The sequence below is a fragment of the Paenibacillus paeoniae genome (genome assembly GCF_003388735.1).
Classification (GTDB): Bacteria; Bacillota; Bacilli; order Paenibacillales; family Paenibacillaceae; genus Pristimantibacillus; species Pristimantibacillus paeoniae.
The window spans coordinates 2,113,420-2,129,549 of record NZ_QUBQ01000001.1 but is presented as its reverse complement, the minus strand read 5'-3'; the positions used below and the strand labels follow the sequence as shown (position 1 = coordinate 2,129,549).

The following is a 16,130-nucleotide window of genomic DNA, read 5'->3' as shown; positions in this document are numbered from 1 at the left end:
GGGTTGCAAGAGTCGATCAGGCGCTTATCTATTCGGTATGCCCTCTGGTCGATTCTTTTTTCATTTGAAGATAGTGCATTCATCCGTGAGACATGATAAAGTAGTTACATATCGGTATGAGTCCATTTTATTCACATGATGGAGATTGATTCATACGCTAATACGACAGATGCTGCAAAGGAGGATCCTGTCATGAAAATCGAGCGACTAAGCCAGGATAGAATACGGATTTTCCTGACGTTCGACGACTTATTGGAACGAGGGATCCAGAAGGATGATATGTGGCGCGAGCCGCCAAAACTTCACGAGTTGTTTCTGGAGATGATGGAACAGGCATATACGGAGCTTGGCTTTGACGCCAGCGGTCCGCTCGCAGTAGAAGTACTGGCAATGCCTGCTCAGGGCATGGTCATTATTGTAACCCGAGGCAAGTCCGGCGGGGCAGGGGATGAGCATTCGAGAGAAGATGAAGATATGGAAGACGATATATATGATATGGAAGTGACGATGGAGCAGACAGATATCGTGATGTACGCATTTCGCGATTTCGAGGATGTCATATCGGCCGCCAAGCAATTGCAATCGTCGAAGTTGACAGACAGTGGAAGGTTATACTCCTACAATGACAAATGGATACTCGTGCTGGAGCCGAATCAGGTTGACGCTTCGAAACATCAAGCCGTTATCGCCTTGCTTGCGGAGTATGGAGAAGCTACTTCCGTAGCACATGCCATGCTGGAGGAATACGGAAAAGTCATTATGCCAGAACATGCGATTAGAGAAATTTGCAATCATTTTCTTTTTTAAAAGAACGTATGATCAGTTAGGAACATCCGACGGCCAAGCCTGATGATGTTCTTTTTTCATCCTTGCTTATGTGAACCGGATATGGAGCCCGAATACGGGAAGGGAACGGAGTTCATATTAGTTGTAGAAGAGGCGGAAGGACAGGATGAATGAGATGACGAATGATGTGTTGCAATCTACTCAAGTCGTAATTGAGCAAGCGCTTAGAAGATTGGGATTTGGAGACGAGATGATCGAGCTGTTGAAGGAGCCCATGCGGCTGCTCACTGTGCGCATTCCAGTTCGAATGGATGATGGAACGACACGCGTCTTTACGGGTTATCGCTCCCAACATAATGATGCAGTAGGCCCTACAAAGGGCGGAGTGCGGTTTCATCCCGATGTGACGGAGAAGGAAGTCAAGGCGCTATCCATATGGATGAGCTTGAAATGCGGCATTGCCGATCTTCCGTACGGAGGCGGCAAGGGAGGAATTGTATGCGATCCGCGCAAGATGTCCTTTCGTGAGCTGGAGCGTCTTAGCCGGGGTTATGTGAGGGCGATCAGCCAGCTGGTGGGACCCAGCAAGGATATTCCCGCGCCGGATGTCATGACGAACTCGCAGATCATGGCCTGGATGATGGACGAGTACAGTCGTATCAGGGAATTTGATTCGCCTGGTTTCATTACGGGCAAGCCTATTGTGCTGGGCGGCTCCAAAGGCCGTGAGACAGCAACAGCCCGCGGTGTCGTCATCATGATTCATGAGGCGTTGAGGCTTAAGCAGATAGAGATTAAAGGAGCCAGAATTGTCATTCAGGGCTTCGGCAATGCAGGCAGCTATCTTGCCAAATTTATGCATGAGGCTGGTGCGCTTGTAATTGGTATTTCCGATGTGAACGGAGCGTTGTATAATGAAGAGGGACTCGATATTCCGCATTTGCTCGATCGGAGAGATTCCTTCGGTAATGTGACGAATTTGTTCCCGAACACAATCGGTAATGACCAATTGCTTGAGCTTGATTGCGATGTGCTCGTCCCCGCAGCTATCGAGAATCAGATTACGGAAGTCAATGCGGATCGTATCCGCGCTTCCATCATCGTGGAGGCGGCCAATGGGCCGACCACCTTGGAAGCGACCCGTATGATTACAGATCGGGGCTTGCTGCTGATCCCAGACGTTCTCGCCAGTGCTGGCGGCGTCATTGTTTCCTACTTTGAGTGGGTGCAGAACAATCAAGGCTACTACTGGGATGAGGACGAGGTTGATCATAAGCTCCGGCAAATGATGATACGCGGCTTCGAGAACGTATACGATATACATCTGACCCGCAAGGTTGACATGCGCCTCGCAGCCTATATGGCGGGCGTCCGAAAGATGGCTGAAGCTGTCAGATTTCGCGGGTGGGTGTAGGAAAGCAGGTCACACATGCTTTTGTTTTCAGTATTGACGGCGGCGATTGCTCCCGGCGTGTCGCTGCTTACTTATTTATACTTGAGAGACCGCTATGACGCCGAGCCCATTCATATGGTGCTTCGCATGTTTGTGCTGGGCATACTCGTTGTGGTGCCGATTATGGTCCTCCAGCGCGGCTTTCAGATATGGCTGGGCGACGGTCCGATTGCCGCCGCTTTTGTGCAGTCGGCATTTGTAGAGGAATTTCTGAAATGGTTCGTTCTGTATCATGTTATCTATAATCATACGGAGTTTGATGAGCCGTATGACGGCATCGTATATGCCGCTTCCATCTCATTGGGTTTTGCGACGATGGAGAATGTGCTGTATGCCATATTCACGCCTTCTTCTTTTGGGACGCAGATTATGCGTGCGCTGCTTCCCGTTTCCGGTCATGCCTTGTTTGGCGTCATGATGGGTTATTATTTGGGGAAAGCCAAGTTCGCCGTCAAGTCCAAAACGAAGTTTTTTTTGGCCATATCCCTGTTGCTTCCGATTATGCTGCACGGCTTGTATGACTGGATCATCATAGCGACGAAGCATGATTGGATGTGGTTCATTGTTCCTTTTATGGTGTTGCTGTGGATGTGGGGCCTGCACAAGATGAACCGGGCCAATGCAAGATCGCCATTCCGATTCGGCAGTCAGCATGAGGATGAGATTAAATTGTAGAGCTTCCGTCTATACTGGACCGTATATCGCGATTCAGGAGGTATTTATGGAAGAGGCACGTGTAAAGGTAACAATTCGCTGCAATTTATGCGGTGAGAAGTTCGTGCTTAGGGGTAGACGGGACAAAGGTTCGATCGATACTGGCTTCAAGCAATGCATTTGCAATAATAGCAACGATCTGGACATTGAAGAGCATTCCATCTAATGCCGCGTCCGTTCACGCAAAAGAATACAGAATATGCATAAAGCTCCTTTCCGCAATCCAAACTAACACCAGGTTTGGCATTCGAAAGGAGCTTTTTGTATGTATCGTAGACTTAGCTCGATTATGTTTCCACTTGTTGCCGTGCTGCTGATTGGCGCCGTATATTGGGGCTATCAGGAGCATCAGGACAAAAACGCGATTTTAATTAAAGCGGAAAATCAATATCAGCGGGCGTTCCATGACCTGACCTTCCATGTAGAGAAGCTGCACGACCAGCTTGGCAATACACTTGCCGTTCATACCGCTTCGACGGGCTCTCACCGTAAGGCGCTTGTGAACGTGTGGAAGCTCACCGGCCAGGCGCAGAACGAGGTTAGTCAGCTTCCGCTCAGCTACTTGCCGTTTACGGAAGCAGAAGACTTCCTCTCCCACATTTCCAATTTTGCTTACAAAACCTCTGTTCGAGATTTGACAAAGCAGCCTCTGACGGACGGTGAGTTCAAGACGCTCCAAACCCTTTATGAGAAGTCTGACGAAATCGCCAAAGATTTGCACCGGATGCAGCAGGATGTGCTGAAAAACAATTTGCGTTGGATGGATGTTGAGGTTGCGATTGCTTCAGACGCCAAAGCTGGGGGCAATACCATTGTGGATGGGCTGCGATCGGTAGAGGGAAAGGTTGACGGTTATCCGGATATGGACTGGGGCCCGTCTGTAAGCAGCTTATATCAGAAGCGTACGATGAAGATGCTTAGCGGCAACAAGGTAAGTTCGGAGGAAATACAGAAGAAAGCTGCGGAGCTGCTTGGCATCAGCCATTCTGGCGTTACCGTTCAAGATAACGGAAAAGGAACGGATTACGAATCATATACCGCCGTTGCATTCCAGGATGATGATAGCCGCAAAGTACAGCTGGATTTCACTCCCCAAGGGGTGATTACCTCCCTTATGAAGACAAGAGAGCTTGCGGACCATAAAATCAGCTTCGAGAAGGCGAAGGCATCCGCAGACCAATTTTTGGAGAAACATGGATTCAAGGACATGAGAGCCGTTACTTACGATAGGTATCAAAATGCTGGAACCTTCACTTATGTCAGCTCGCAGAACGGAGTGCTCATCTACCCGGACAAGCTGACCGTGAAAGTAGCGCTGGATAATGGCGAGACAGTGGGTCTGCAAGCAAATGATTACGTATACGAGCATCGGGATCGCGAGTTGCCAACTCCCATCATGTCCAAGGAAGAGGCTAAGAAAACGATTAATCCGGGTTTGAAAGTGACGAAGGAGCAATTGGCGCTCATCGATGGCGACATGGGCGAAGAAGTGCTCTGCTACGAATACACAGGGAGCATGAACGGAACGATCTACCGAATCTACATCAATGCGGAATCCGGTGTGGAAGAGAAGGTGGAGAAAATGAGCGCAGAGGACCGCAAGGCAGCAGCTAACTCGTAAGAGATACGGGACATTGCGAAATAAAAGAAGCAAAGAACGATATAGCTCGCCTCCATTCGACATGCTATAATGTCAGGTATATGGGGGGGAGCTATTTTGTTGCCAACGGTTAATCAAATGCTGTATTACCACATCGCTTCTTCCGACGAGGCCGAGGCGGCGATCGAATATCGTTCCAGAATCGCAGATGAGGAAGAGGAATCGTTACATATTGAATATCCGATTCACGAACAGACGGGAAGAATGAAGCGGCTGTTTCTGGGAGATGAACTGTCGGTCTATTTCCTATCGGGGGATGGAGTGAAGCATTACTTCGATTCACATGTGATCGGATTCAAAGAAGATGCCATCAGGCTGGTCAAGATTGTAAAGCCGGATCCTGAGCGAATGACCAAAGTACAGCGAAGAAGCTTTCTCCGCGTGCCTGCCGAGCTGGAGCTTGCAGTAAAGCTTACGGAGCATGAACGATTCGTCTGTCATACGGATGATGTCGGGGGCGGCGGAATTTCATTCGTAAGCGACGGCAAGTGGGCGCTTCAATCCGGCGGTCTGCTGGATTGCTGGCTGCTTGTTCCTTATAAGAATGGATCGATTGAGCATGTCTCGTTCCAGGCGGAGATTGTTCGGGTTAATCTCTTGGAGTCTGGCCGTAAGCAATGCATGATCAAATTCGTAAGCATTAGCGATTCGGAAAGAGGGAAAATAATCCGGTATTGCTTTGAGAAGCAGCTGGAATTCAGAAATCGGTAACATTAGGAAAACGGCATGCATAGCTTAGAGGATAAATCGGAATGCTATCCTCTCAAAGGAGGCATCCCCATGATTCGCTTATTTCGAAAATGGCGAGGCAGAAGCGATTGGATCCGGTTGTCGGATCAAATCAGCGGATTGCTGCTGAAGTCCATCATTGCGCTGTTTCTTCTGCTTGTGCTTTTCCAGCTTGGAATGCAGAATGACATCATAAGAGGCTTGTTGACGAGCGCGGATCAGTGGGAAGGTACCCGCTTGAACTAGCGCTTGTCTTTTGCATCCGGGGTCATAGTGTGGTATAATTTTCACGTTCGCAGGCAATGCCTGCTTTTTCTTTGGAATGGCAGGATGCCTATTTCATTGAGAAAGAGGTCGTCTTGATTTAAAGGGGGTTGACTGTACGTGGCGTTGCAAGATGGTGACAGCGACCAAATCAATATTGCGATCGACGGGCCGGCAGGTGCCGGCAAGAGCACGGTCGCGAGAATGGTCGCGGGTCATTTGGGGTACGTGTACATCGATACAGGCGCGATGTACAGAGCTGTAACCTTGAGCGCACAGCGCTTGTCGATTACAGCTGAGCAAGACGCAAGGCTATCGGATCTGCTTCCTGCGCTTCGAATCCGGCTGGAGCCGGGGGAGAGGGGACAATCAATTTTCGTGAATGACGAAGATGTAACGGGATTGATCAGGTCCAGGGAAGTAACACGTCAAGTGTCCTACTTCGCCGCAAGCGGCGTCGTGCGTGAGGTGCTCAGCACCATGCAGCGCGAACTCGCCCTTCAGAAGGGCGTTGTGATGGACGGGCGGGATATTGGAACGCATGTGCTTCCCGATGCGGAATTGAAGATTTTCCTGACGGCATCGGTGCAAGAGAGAGCGCTCCGCAGATTTAAGGAACTGCCATCCGATCAAGGAGTGTCGCTCGAGCAGTTGGAGGGCGAAATTGCCGAGAGAGACCGATTGGACGAGCAGAGAGACATATCTCCGCTTATTCAAGCGAGGGATGCGATCGAATTGGACAGCAGCGACATGTCAATTGATGAAGTTGTTGCGGCGATCGTGAAATTAAGCAGAACCAAATTGGCGGAGGCGAAGTAGACTATGTTATACGTCATATTTAGGTTTTTGCTGAGAGTAAGTTATACGGTGCTTTTCCGCCTGGAGGCCAGAGGCGTACATCATATTCCTGTAGAAGGTCCTGTTGTATTGGCATCCAATCATATTAGCAATCTGGATCCGCCTACAATTGGAGTCAAGGTGCCGCGAAAAGTGTATTTCATGGCGAAGGAAGAATTGTTTAAGGTTCCTGTACTGGGTCCGCTTATTCGTTCTTTCGGGGCATTCCCGGTCAAACGGGGCGGTGTAAGCAAGGACGCCATTAAATCCGGTATTACGCTGCTGAAGGAAGGCAACGTGATGGGCATCTTCCCTGAAGGCTCCCGCAGCAACGCAGGAGCGGCCAAGAAAGGCGCAGCCATGATCGCAGTGCGAAGCGGTGCGACGATTGTCCCTGTAGCTATCGTTGGCGGTTACAAGCTCTTCAGAAAGACCAAGGTATGTTATGGCAAACCTATTATTCTTACTGAAATTATCGATGAATCATCGTCTGATGTTTTGGAGCAAGTAACGGAAGTTATGATGTCCCGTATTGCGGAACTGGTTAAGGAAAATCAATAATATTGTTTTAAATACCGTACAGCGCATCGCTAGGCGGGTTTAAATAAAGTTGGGGTATGAACTGAGGAGGTAATTTCAATGTCAGAAGAAATCAATGTGCAAGAATCCGTCTCGGAGGAAGTTAGCCAGGACGCGCTAGACAATTTCGTTTCTTTGAAGAAAGGCGACTCCGTAAAAGGTACTATCGTCAAAATCGAAGATAACCAAGCTTACGTAAGCCTTGGATATAAATATGACGGTGTCATTCCGATTCGCGAGCTGTCCTCTGTACAGCTTGAGAATGCGACGGATGCGGTAGAGGTCGGCCAAGAGGTTGAACTTAAAGTCGTTAGCATCGACGACAACAAAGAGAGCCTGGTTCTCTCGAAACGTCTTGTAGACGGCGAGAAAGCATGGGAAGAACTGCAAGCACGCTTCGAATCCGGCGAAGTATTCGAAGTTGTTGTAGCTGACGTAGTAAAAGGCGGCTTGGTCGCTGACGTTGGCGTACGCGGATTCATTCCTGCATCCATGGTTGAGCGTCATTTCGTTGAAGATTTCAGCGATTACAAAGGCCGTACGCTTCGCGTAAAAGTAAAAGAGCTTGACTTGGAGAACAAAAAAGTAATCCTGTCGGCAAAAGAAGTGCTTGACGCTGAGTTCGAGCAAAACAAACTAAAAGTGATGGCTTCTCTGGAAGTTGGCCAAGAGCTTGAAGGTACAGTTCAACGTCTGACGCCATTCGGCGCATTTGTTGACATCGGCGGTATCGATGGTCTGGTTCACGTCTCCGAGCTTTCCTGGCAGCATGTTGCACATCCGAAGGATGTTGTAGCTGAAGGTCAAGCGGTTCGCGTGAAAGTGCTGAAAGTGGATCCTGCTGCTGGCAAGATCAGCTTGAGCGTGAAAGCGGCTCTACCGGGTCCTTGGGATACGGCTGCAAGCCAGTTCAATGTTGGCGATGTTGTAACAGGTACGGTTCGCCGTATTGTAACATTCGGCGCGTTCATCGAGATCGCTCCTGGCGTAGAGGGTTTGGTTCATATCTCTCAAATCGCTCACCGTCACATCGCTACACCTCATGAAGTACTGAATGAAGGTCAAGAAGTTCAAGCGAAAGTATTGGACTTCAACTCTGCTGAGAAGCGCGTATCTTTGAGTATCAAGGAAACGGAAGAAGCTCCTGAGCAACCGACTCCATCCCCAAGATCGGAACGTGCGCCGCGCGCTCCGAAGATGGAAGAAATCAATAATCCGAACGTTAGCTTGAACAGCTCCAGCATGAGCTATTCATTGGCTGAGCGCTTTGGCGACAAACTTAGCAAATTGAAATAATAAGCAGTCAAGAGGGCTATTCCTGCGCCAGCGGCGTGGGGATAGCCTTTTTTTGTTGGCGCATAATAGGGTTACATGAGGTGATGCAAATGATACCAGGTTATATCAGTGTACTGCTGCTGCTAATCGTTTCCATATTATGGGCTACAGGCTGGAGGGACTTTCTTGCGCCAAATATACGAACAGGATGGGCTGTTACAGTTACGCTGGCGATAGCAGTGATGCTTATGTTTCCTATATGGTTCTCGCCGCTCGCGAGCGAGCCAGACATTCAGATTCATGCTTCAGCTGTGCTGATGCTCGCAGTAAGCTCCATTATGCTTTGGCGTTCTGCAAGAGATGGAGGGATGGGCTATTTCATGCTATGCGCGCTTATGCTTGCCATTGTGTGGGGAAGCGCCAAAAGCCTGTATTCGCATGAAACGATGTTTTATTGGCTGGACCCCATCTGGGATATGCCAGTATGGGGTGGGATTTTATGCAGTGCATTCACATCAGAGGGCCGAAATCAGCTCGTGCTTGTTGCATGGGGAGCTGCGCTTGGCGATTTTGTAGAAGCTCTGCTTCGTGACGGCAGTCTTCACGCCAGCATTGGTTCCTTGGCCTGGTGGGACAGTGTCATGATCGCATTCTGCTCGGCAGTTGCCGCAACCATCCTGCTGCGGATCGGACGCGCTGTTGGGGGCAGAATCAGCGCAGCATGGTTCTACTTGAGGGGAGGGCGTTCCTCATAATGCTTGCTTTCTTAAAGGATAATCATCATCTGGCCGGCGTTATATTGGGGATCATATTCGGCGTAATTGCCAGATTGCTTATGCTGAAAACCGATTATCGTCAGTATCCAACCTATCCGCATGGACGGATTATTCATATTTCGCTAGGGGTTATTGCAGCGGCATTGGGCGCTGTAGCTGTGCCCGCATTGATGGGCAAAGATTATACGGCGATTACCTTTCTGACGCTGGCGGCTCAGCAATTCCGGGATGTACGGAAAATGGAGCGGGAGACGCTGACGAAGATTGATAGTCTAGAACTCGTTAGCCGCGGAGCTACTTATATTGAAGGAATTGCGATGGTGTTCGAAGGACGTAATTATTTGGTCATTATGTCGGCGCTGCTAACCAGCTTGTTCGCAATCGTCATCAACCTATGGTTCGGCATAGGGGCGGGATTATTGTCGCTGCTCATTGTGAATAAGCTGAAATCAGGTCACAGAATTGCCCATATTGCTTATGTCGAAAGCGCAAAAGTTGTTGTCGATGGACCCGACCTGTTCGTGTCGGATATATACATCATGAATGTAGGTCTAAAGGCTAACCAAGAGATTATCGCTAAGCGCGGCATGGGCTATATTCTGACACCAACCAATCCTAATAGCAAAGTAACGCTGGGCAATATAGGTCAACGTCAAGCGATCTTGTACGATCTGGCGACCATTCTGGGCGTCTATCGGGATGAAGGAGAGCCGGCGCTTATTCCGATGGCGAAGCTGGATATGAATGATGGACGGCTGGCCATCTTCATGCTGCCTCAAGAGCGGGATGAAGATAAGGGACGGGATATTATTCGTGCTGTGCAAATTTTGGAATCGGCTGTTCGGATGCCAACAGAAGCGAAAGTGAACAAAGAGGAGGCGGGGGATGTTGGCTAATATCGTTGCAGTTGCGTCCATTCATCCTAACGAAGTGAAGGGCGGTGCGCCGATATTTATTGCGCCCGATCTGCAGAAGTTGGAGGAAATCGCCTTTCTTTTAGAGAAAATATTGGATGCGAGCGCACATGACCTCAAGAACGGCACGATCATTCTCGTGGACCATCATTAACATGAAAAGTTAGCCAAGCGCGTTCTTTTTTGCTATGATGGGTAACGTGAGAATTGTTGAAGGAGTGAAAAACCAATTATGGCAAGACCCGTAATCGCCATAGTCGGCCGTCCGAATGTGGGTAAATCCACCATATTCAATCGAGTAATCGGCGACCGACTGGCTATCGTTGAGGATAAACCGGGCGTGACCCGCGACCGTCTGTACGGCACAGGCGAATGGAACGGCAAGCCGTTCAGCATTATTGATACCGGTGGAATCGAGATCGACGGAGAAGATGAGATTATGAAGTCGGTTCGGATGCAAGCCGAGCTTGCCGTCGAAGAAGCCGATGTTATTATTTTTATGGTAGACGCGAAGATCGGATTAATGCATGCGGACGAAGAAGTTGCGCAGATGCTGTTCCGCTCGCGCAAGCCGGTCGTTGTCGCTGTAAACAAAGTGGATAACGAAAACCGGATGGATGAAGTTTATGAATTTTACGGTCTCGGCTTCGGCCAACCGATTCCAATCTCCGGTTCCCATGGACTGGGTATTGGCGATTTGCTGGATGCGGCGACGGAGCTTCTTCCCGAACTTGAAGACGACGGCTATGACGAAGATGTCATTCGTGTTGCGCTGATCGGCCGCCCGAACGTCGGCAAATCATCGCTAGTCAATGCATTGCTCGGCGAAGACCGCGTAATTGTAAGCAATGTCGCGGGTACGACACGCGATGCGATCGATACGCCGTTCGAGCATGATGGACAGCGATACGTGCTTATTGATACGGCAGGAATGCGCAAGCGCGGCAAAGTGTACGAGTCCACGGAGAAGTACAGTGTCATGCGTGCCATGAAGGCCATTGAGCGCGCCGACGTCGTGCTGGTGCTTATTAACGGCGAAGAAGGTATTATCGAACAGGATAAACATATTGCTGGTTACGCCCATGAAGCGGGCAAGGCTTCCGTCTTTGTCGTCAACAAGTGGGATGTCGTGGAGAAAGACGAGAAGACAATGCAGCAATTTACGCAAAGTATTCGCGATCATTTCCTGTTTATGACCTATGCGCCTGTCACGTATTTATCCGCACTAACCAAATCACGTCTGCATAAGCTGCTGCCTGTAGTTAATCATGTATCCGAGCAGCATTCAATGCGCATTCAGACGCATCTCCTTAACGATGTTGTGTCTGACGCGGTGGCCATTAATCCTCCGCCTTCGGACAAAGGCAAGCGCCTGCGTATCAATTACGTCACGCAAGTGGCAACCAAACCTCCGACGATCGTTTGTTTCGTCAATGATCCGGATTTGATGCATTTCTCGTACGAGCGTTATTTGGAAAATAAAATTCGCGCAGCTTTCGATTTTGAAGGTACGCCGATTCGCATCTTTACGCGGCGCAAATCCGACGAGGACTAGGGGAGAAGCAGCTTGTTACTGAACATTGTCGCGATAGTTGTCAGTTATTTAATTGGAGCGGTATCATTCAGCATCGTTATTGCAAAATGGGTGAAGGGTATTGATATCCGCCATCACGGAAGTGGCAATGCAGGAGCAACCAATACGTTGCGAGTGCTTGGAAAAGGACCGGCGTTCGCCGTGTTTGTACTGGATATCGCCAAAGGCATCTTTGCCGTTTATTTGGGTCATGCGCTAAGCGACAGCGAATGGCTGCCAGTATTGTGCGGCTTGGCCGCTATTGCGGGTCATAATTGGCCGGTATGGTTCAAGTTCAAAGGCGGAAAGGGCATTTCGACGATGGTTGGCGTAGTAGCTACCCTATCATTTCTGCCCTCTTTATATGCAGGCATTATTGCGATTCTATTGATTGTGCTGACGAGGTATGTATCGCTCGGATCGCTTGCATTTGCAGCATTGGTGCCTATAAGCATTGCCTTGTTCAACTATTCGCTTCCTCTGCTGTGCGGAACGCTTGTTTTGGCCGTATTTGCCTTCGTCAGACATCGCTCCAACATAGTCAAGCTGTTGCAGGGAACGGAGAACAAGTTGGGCGTTAAGAAAGGAGCGTAAGCGTGCATGAGTGGGAATGAGACATCCGAGTTGCGCCGCGCTGCCGTACTGGTAGCAGGCAGTTGGGGCACTGCGCTTGCGTCCGTGCTCGCGGTCAATGGTTTCCAGGTATCCTTATGGACCCGGAATGAAGAGCAAGCAAATGAAATCAATACGAAACATCAAAATAGCAAGTATCTTCCAGATAACAGCCTTCCGGAGAATGTGATAGCAACTACCAATCTGGCTGAAGCGTTATCGGGAGCGGAAATTGCCTTATTCGTTGCTCCATCAGGAGCTATGAGGCAAGTAGCCCAGGCTGCCGCTCCTTTCCTGGCTCCTGAGACGTTATGCGTGCATGCAACCAAAGGCTTTGAAGAACATACGCTCAAGCGGATGTCGACCGTTCTGGCTGAAGAGTTGGGACGTCCGGCATCGTCCATCGTCGTATTATCCGGCCCAAGCCATGCGGAAGAAGTAATTCGGAAGCAGCCTACGACTGTTGTAGTGGCATCTGAATCGCTAGCCGCTGCGGAGCAAGCCCAAGATGCGCTTATCAACGGCGCTTTCCGAGTTTATACGAACAATGATGTAGTGGGCGTTGAAGTCGCAGGCGCAATCAAAAACATTATTGCTTTGGGTGCGGGACTAAGCGATGGCCTTGGTTTTGGCGACAACGCCAAAGCTGCTCTGCTCACTCGCGGGCTCACCGAGATTGGCAGGCTTGGGGCTGTTATGGGCGCCAATCCGATGACTTTCGCGGGACTTGCGGGCGTAGGCGATCTGGTCGCGACAGGCACCAGCAAGCATAGCCGCAACTGGAGAGCGGGATACATGCTGGCCGACGGTACGCCTCTTGAGGTCGTACTGGAGAAGATGGTCATGGTGGTGGAAGGCGTACGTACGACGCGCGCCGCTCGTGAGCTGTCCAAGCAATTCGAAGTGGAGATGCCGATTACGGCCCAATTGTACGCTGTTCTCTTCGAAGGCAAGTCGCCTAAGGAAGCGGTCGAGAGCTTAATGGGCAGACTGAAGACCCATGAGATTGAACCTATAGGCTGATCCCATGCGCCTACACCAATAACTTGCCCTCTTCATATGATGCTAGAAGCTCATATTTGAGGAGGGTGAAACAGGTTGTCTAAAGGGATTCCCAAGGACGTGCTAAGCACAATCAACAAAAAAACCGGCAAAAACATATCCGAAAACGCGATTAAAAAGCTGGCCAGCGGCGTAGATGCCGGAACCCTGCAAAATGAAGCGGAATTGCGCAAGCTGATTAAGCAAGTTGCGGATATGGCCAAATTGAAAGTGCCGGAATCTACCGTGAATGATATTGTGAAGGCGATCAAGTCAAGCGGCGTAAGTCCGTCAAACTTGGAAGCGCTGGTTAAGATGATGGCGAAGAGATAACGAAATTGGACAAAAGCGGGCGACGCTCCCGGGATTTTTACGGGCGAATTCGCGATTGCGCTTTTGTCCTTTTTTTTGCCTAATGCTATAATAACCTGAGAACTAATAACGATACAGATGAGGAGACCGGAACCTGAATGGATGCAATGACGAAAATGTGGGTTTCTTTTCTCGGCATTGGATTAATGGCGATCGCAGCTTTTTTAATTACCTTTGCTCGAGTCAAGACAAAAGGCATACTTAAATTCGTATTATCTTTTATCGCTTTCGTACTACTGATCTTCGGATTTATTTATGGATTTTTCTCCATCATGTGACGGATAGCGATACATACCCGAATTCATAATTAAAGGAGTTACTTAAAGACCATGATTGAGCTTAAAGGAAAAACGATAACCGCTACCGTAGAATCGGAGGGGGGTCTTACGATCCTCGACCATGCTATCAAACATCAGGTGGATTGGAGCTTCGCCTGTACGCGCGGCACTTGCGCGCGATGCCGCTGTCTCGTATCCGAAGGAAGAGAATTTCTGGAGGAGATCACGGACGAAGAATGGGATCGTCTGGAACCGGAGGAGTTCGAAGAGGGCTTCCGATTAGGTTGTCAGGCCGTTGTGAAGGAAGGCGCCGGCTCAATTGTAGCCACAAACAAAACGTATTTCTAACATAGAAGGAGTGCCGGCATGATTATGGAAACAACAAGCGTACATGAAGCGCTGTCAACAATTGTGCGCTTGGCCGGTCATTCATCGTGGGTGCTCGGGGGGAGCTCTGCTTTACTGCTTAGAGGGCTTCCGCTGGACGCTCCGCCGCGAGACATCGATTTGTATTGCGATGACGATGATGCCAGCGTCATTCATAACGCGCTGATAGACTATGCGATAGATGAGCCTGCTTTCAGCGAGACGGATATTTATCGTTCGACGCTTAGCCATTACCGTATCGGCCCTATCCATGTGGAATTGGTCGGAGGATTCCGCGTCAGGTCAATGGACTGCTGCTATAAGGTAAATGTCAAAGAACTGTTGCTTCCTTATGGAGACGCGATCGAGCTGCATGAGCGACTGGATGGAGCACCGGTCTATGTCCGGGTCGTCCCTCTTGCGCATGAGCTTTGGTTCAACACGCTTAGGCAACGGGAAGATCGTGTGAAGGCCATTACGGCGGAGATGCGGAAGCAGCCTCTTGCCCATCAGCCTGTGCTTGCAGCGATTGCGGCAGCCAACGATTTGGCGGACGAAATCGTAATCGATGTCCATAAGCGGATACTGGGTTCGCAGAGAGGGGATCAGACGTGGATGCTGAAATAACTTTTTGGCCAAGCGGACGCGCTGTGAAAGTCAAACGGGGCACGTCTGTGCTTGATGCATCGAGGAGAGCCGGTGTATCCATTGCAACCCGCTGCGGCGGCAAGGCCGCATGCTTTATGTGCAAGGTTACGGTACTGCCGGGAAGCGAGCTGCTTCCTATGGGTGATGAGGAACGTCGCAAGCTTGCCGGCCTGGAGGAGAAAAATATCCGGCTTTCTTGCCAGACACGAGTGTCGGGCAAGGTAGAAGTGGAGCTTCCGCCGGATCCGCTGCGCGCAGCGGTCGCCAAAGCGCTGGCGCGCCAGAAGGAAGAGAGCGATGAGCTCTGGTGATGGAAATGGAGGATTATGGGCAATGAATACTCGTACTATACTTGCAGCAGGCCGTAGATGGCGTACGGCAGCCATGATGGGACTGCTGGCTGTCATCACATTATCGTTATCAGGCTGCCTTTATCCGGAAGATGAGAAGCAGAGTGCGCCGCCGAAAGAGGCCGTGCGCAACGTGCAAGCTGCGATCGACCAATATTTTGATGAGCAAGGACTCCTGCCGATTGTAACAAGCTCGCAGGATGTTCCCGTGTATGAGAAATACAAGATCGATTATAAGAAGCTTCAAGCCAAGGGCTACTTGAGCTACATCCCGTCCGCTGCATTCGAGAATGGCGGCAATTATTATTTTATTATTATTGACGAAGAGACCGATCCAACCGTCAAGCTCATGGATATCGCCACGTTCCAGAAGCTGATTGACGTGCAGAGCTGGGTGAAGCAGTATCGGGACAGCCGCAGCGCCTTGCCGAAGAAGGATGAGATGTACCCCGGTTTCTATACGATCGACTATGAGAGCATGGGCAAAAAAGCGCCGGATATCCGAAGCATGTTTTCAGGAGTGGGCTTACATGCGATTCTGGACGACAAAGGAAATATCTATGTTGACTATGGTATTGATCTCATGCAATACATTCAGAAAAACGGTGAGTCCGCAGCAAGCGAAGTTGCCGATTTGAGAGAATTGCTAGTAAGGGGCTCCGACTTTGTTCCTGTGAAATCGCCGGCATACAAGCTGGTGGGGGGCGAACCGGTCGCTGTGCTGCCGTAACTGATTGAACGAACCTCTTCCGCTATTACAGCGGAGGAGGTTTTTTTGTGCGCCTCGTCATAGAAGGAGTCGCTTCCTCATATATTTCAATCTTGGAAGGGAAGCAGGTTTAATCGGTGAATAAAAAAGTTTTTCGTAGAAGGAATCGGCATAATTGGACAGTTGGGACATAA

At 49.8% G+C, this 16,130-nt stretch carries 22 protein-coding genes; all 22 read left to right on the top strand.

Annotated features, from left to right (window positions below; translation table 11 throughout):
- The first annotated feature begins 192 nt into the window (after positions 1-192).
- The 22 genes from DX130_RS09840 (at position 193) to DX130_RS09740 (ending at position 15,957) form a co-directional block, all read left to right on the top strand.
- Positions 193-807: a genetic competence negative regulator gene (locus DX130_RS09840; protein ID WP_116044793.1), complete on the top strand. Its 615-nt coding sequence runs from the start codon at positions 193-195 to the stop codon at positions 805-807.
- Between the two features lie 145 nt (positions 808-952).
- Entirely contained in the window at positions 953-2,200 is a 1,248-nt protein-coding gene (locus DX130_RS09835; protein WP_116044792.1) for a Glu/Leu/Phe/Val family dehydrogenase, read from the top strand.
- Positions 2,201-2,215: 15 nt separating this feature from the next.
- A complete protein-coding gene (prsW, locus tag DX130_RS09830) occupies positions 2,216-2,914 on the top strand; it encodes a glutamic-type intramembrane protease PrsW (RefSeq protein ID WP_116044790.1) in 699 nt (232 codons plus the stop codon).
- A gap of 46 nt (positions 2,915-2,960) precedes the next feature.
- Entirely contained in the window at positions 2,961-3,119 is a 159-nt protein-coding gene (locus tag DX130_RS26420; protein ID WP_165861213.1) for a hypothetical protein, read from the top strand.
- Between the two features lie 99 nt (positions 3,120-3,218).
- Positions 3,219-4,574, top strand: coding sequence for a germination protein YpeB (gene ypeB, locus DX130_RS09825; RefSeq protein WP_116044789.1), 1,356 nt, complete (start codon positions 3,219-3,221; stop codon positions 4,572-4,574).
- Between the two features lie 96 nt (positions 4,575-4,670).
- Positions 4,671-5,324 (top strand): flagellar brake protein, encoded by a 654-nt coding sequence (locus DX130_RS09820; protein ID WP_206098785.1) that lies wholly within the window; start codon positions 4,671-4,673, stop codon positions 5,322-5,324.
- 69 nt (positions 5,325-5,393) lie between these two features.
- Positions 5,394-5,588: a hypothetical protein gene (locus DX130_RS09815; protein ID WP_116044786.1), complete on the top strand. Its 195-nt coding sequence runs from the start codon at positions 5,394-5,396 to the stop codon at positions 5,586-5,588.
- A gap of 132 nt (positions 5,589-5,720) precedes the next feature.
- Complete coding sequence (gene cmk, locus DX130_RS09810) at positions 5,721-6,425, top strand: (d)CMP kinase (protein ID WP_116044784.1); 705 nt, start codon at positions 5,721-5,723, stop codon at positions 6,423-6,425.
- A 3-nt stretch (positions 6,426-6,428) separates the two neighbouring features.
- Positions 6,429-7,004 (top strand): lysophospholipid acyltransferase family protein, encoded by a 576-nt coding sequence (locus DX130_RS09805; RefSeq protein WP_116044783.1) that lies wholly within the window; start codon positions 6,429-6,431, stop codon positions 7,002-7,004.
- Positions 7,005-7,082: 78 nt separating this feature from the next.
- Entirely contained in the window at positions 7,083-8,318 is a 1,236-nt protein-coding gene (rpsA, locus tag DX130_RS09800) for a 30S ribosomal protein S1 (RefSeq protein ID WP_116044781.1), read from the top strand.
- 89 nt (positions 8,319-8,407) lie between these two features.
- Positions 8,408-9,052 carry a YphA family membrane protein gene (locus DX130_RS09795; protein WP_116044780.1) on the top strand — a complete coding sequence of 215 codons (645 nt, stop codon included), beginning with the start codon at positions 8,408-8,410 and terminating at the stop codon, positions 9,050-9,052.
- Positions 9,052-9,969 carry a YIEGIA family protein gene (locus tag DX130_RS09790; protein ID WP_116044778.1) on the top strand — a complete coding sequence of 306 codons (918 nt, stop codon included), beginning with the start codon at positions 9,052-9,054 and terminating at the stop codon, positions 9,967-9,969. Before DX130_RS09795 ends, DX130_RS09790 begins: the two co-directional genes overlap by 1 nt.
- On the top strand, positions 9,959-10,141 hold the full coding sequence (locus tag DX130_RS09785) for a capping complex subunit for YIEGIA (RefSeq protein ID WP_240644379.1): 183 nt from the start codon (positions 9,959-9,961) through the stop codon (positions 10,139-10,141). The genes DX130_RS09790 and DX130_RS09785 overlap by 11 nt, the downstream gene beginning before the upstream one ends.
- Positions 10,142-10,219: 78 nt before the next feature.
- Entirely contained in the window at positions 10,220-11,542 is a 1,323-nt protein-coding gene (der, locus tag DX130_RS09780; RefSeq protein WP_116044776.1) for a ribosome biogenesis GTPase Der, read from the top strand.
- A 12-nt stretch (positions 11,543-11,554) separates the two neighbouring features.
- Positions 11,555-12,154: a glycerol-3-phosphate 1-O-acyltransferase PlsY gene (plsY, locus tag DX130_RS09775; protein WP_116044775.1), complete on the top strand. Its 600-nt coding sequence runs from the start codon at positions 11,555-11,557 to the stop codon at positions 12,152-12,154.
- A 6-nt stretch (positions 12,155-12,160) separates the two neighbouring features.
- Positions 12,161-13,195: an NAD(P)H-dependent glycerol-3-phosphate dehydrogenase gene (locus tag DX130_RS09770; protein ID WP_116044773.1), complete on the top strand. Its 1,035-nt coding sequence runs from the start codon at positions 12,161-12,163 to the stop codon at positions 13,193-13,195.
- Between the two features lie 75 nt (positions 13,196-13,270).
- On the top strand, positions 13,271-13,546 hold the full coding sequence (locus DX130_RS09765) for a stage VI sporulation protein F (protein ID WP_116044772.1): 276 nt from the start codon (positions 13,271-13,273) through the stop codon (positions 13,544-13,546).
- A gap of 137 nt (positions 13,547-13,683) precedes the next feature.
- Entirely contained in the window at positions 13,684-13,863 is a 180-nt protein-coding gene (locus DX130_RS09760) for a DUF2768 family protein (RefSeq protein ID WP_116044770.1), read from the top strand.
- A gap of 51 nt (positions 13,864-13,914) precedes the next feature.
- Positions 13,915-14,211 carry a 2Fe-2S iron-sulfur cluster-binding protein gene (locus DX130_RS09755; protein WP_116044769.1) on the top strand — a complete coding sequence of 99 codons (297 nt, stop codon included), beginning with the start codon at positions 13,915-13,917 and terminating at the stop codon, positions 14,209-14,211.
- Between the two features lie 18 nt (positions 14,212-14,229).
- On the top strand, positions 14,230-14,856 hold the full coding sequence (locus tag DX130_RS09750; RefSeq protein ID WP_116044767.1) for a hypothetical protein: 627 nt from the start codon (positions 14,230-14,232) through the stop codon (positions 14,854-14,856).
- Positions 14,841-15,188 (top strand): 2Fe-2S iron-sulfur cluster-binding protein, encoded by a 348-nt coding sequence (locus DX130_RS09745; RefSeq protein ID WP_116044766.1) that lies wholly within the window; start codon positions 14,841-14,843, stop codon positions 15,186-15,188. Before DX130_RS09750 ends, DX130_RS09745 begins: the two co-directional genes overlap by 16 nt.
- 22 nt (positions 15,189-15,210) lie before the next feature.
- Complete coding sequence (locus DX130_RS09740) at positions 15,211-15,957, top strand: DUF3939 domain-containing protein (protein ID WP_165861212.1); 747 nt, start codon at positions 15,211-15,213, stop codon at positions 15,955-15,957.
- The last annotated feature ends 173 nt before the right edge of the window (positions 15,958-16,130 follow it).

Bases quoted from the DNA above. Each gene is read 5' to 3' on its own strand.
- DX130_RS09840 (WP_116044793.1), top strand. From the start codon at position 193: ATGAAAATCGAGCGACTAAGCCAGGATAGAATACGGATTTTCCTGACG.
- DX130_RS09835 (WP_116044792.1), top strand. From the start codon at position 953: ATGAATGAGATGACGAATGATGTGTTGCAATCTACTCAAGTCGTAATT.
- prsW (WP_116044790.1), top strand. From the start codon at position 2,216: ATGCTTTTGTTTTCAGTATTGACGGCGGCGATTGCTCCCGGCGTGTCG.
- DX130_RS26420 (WP_165861213.1), top strand. From the start codon at position 2,961: ATGGAAGAGGCACGTGTAAAGGTAACAATTCGCTGCAATTTATGCGGT.
- ypeB (WP_116044789.1), top strand. From the start codon at position 3,219: ATGTATCGTAGACTTAGCTCGATTATGTTTCCACTTGTTGCCGTGCTG.
- DX130_RS09815 (WP_116044786.1), top strand. From the start codon at position 5,394: ATGATTCGCTTATTTCGAAAATGGCGAGGCAGAAGCGATTGGATCCGG.
- DX130_RS09805 (WP_116044783.1), top strand. From the start codon at position 6,429: ATGTTATACGTCATATTTAGGTTTTTGCTGAGAGTAAGTTATACGGTG.
- rpsA (WP_116044781.1), top strand. From the start codon at position 7,083: ATGTCAGAAGAAATCAATGTGCAAGAATCCGTCTCGGAGGAAGTTAGC.
- DX130_RS09795 (WP_116044780.1), top strand. From the start codon at position 8,408: ATGATACCAGGTTATATCAGTGTACTGCTGCTGCTAATCGTTTCCATA.
- DX130_RS09790 (WP_116044778.1), top strand. From the start codon at position 9,052: ATGCTTGCTTTCTTAAAGGATAATCATCATCTGGCCGGCGTTATATTG.
- DX130_RS09785 (WP_240644379.1), top strand. From the start codon at position 9,959: ATGTTGGCTAATATCGTTGCAGTTGCGTCCATTCATCCTAACGAAGTG.
- der (WP_116044776.1), top strand. From the start codon at position 10,220: ATGGCAAGACCCGTAATCGCCATAGTCGGCCGTCCGAATGTGGGTAAA.
- DX130_RS09770 (WP_116044773.1), top strand. From the start codon at position 12,161: ATGAGTGGGAATGAGACATCCGAGTTGCGCCGCGCTGCCGTACTGGTA.
- DX130_RS09760 (WP_116044770.1), top strand. From the start codon at position 13,684: ATGGATGCAATGACGAAAATGTGGGTTTCTTTTCTCGGCATTGGATTA.
- DX130_RS09755 (WP_116044769.1), top strand. From the start codon at position 13,915: ATGATTGAGCTTAAAGGAAAAACGATAACCGCTACCGTAGAATCGGAG.
- DX130_RS09750 (WP_116044767.1), top strand. From the start codon at position 14,230: ATGATTATGGAAACAACAAGCGTACATGAAGCGCTGTCAACAATTGTG.
- DX130_RS09740 (WP_165861212.1), top strand. From the start codon at position 15,211: ATGAATACTCGTACTATACTTGCAGCAGGCCGTAGATGGCGTACGGCA.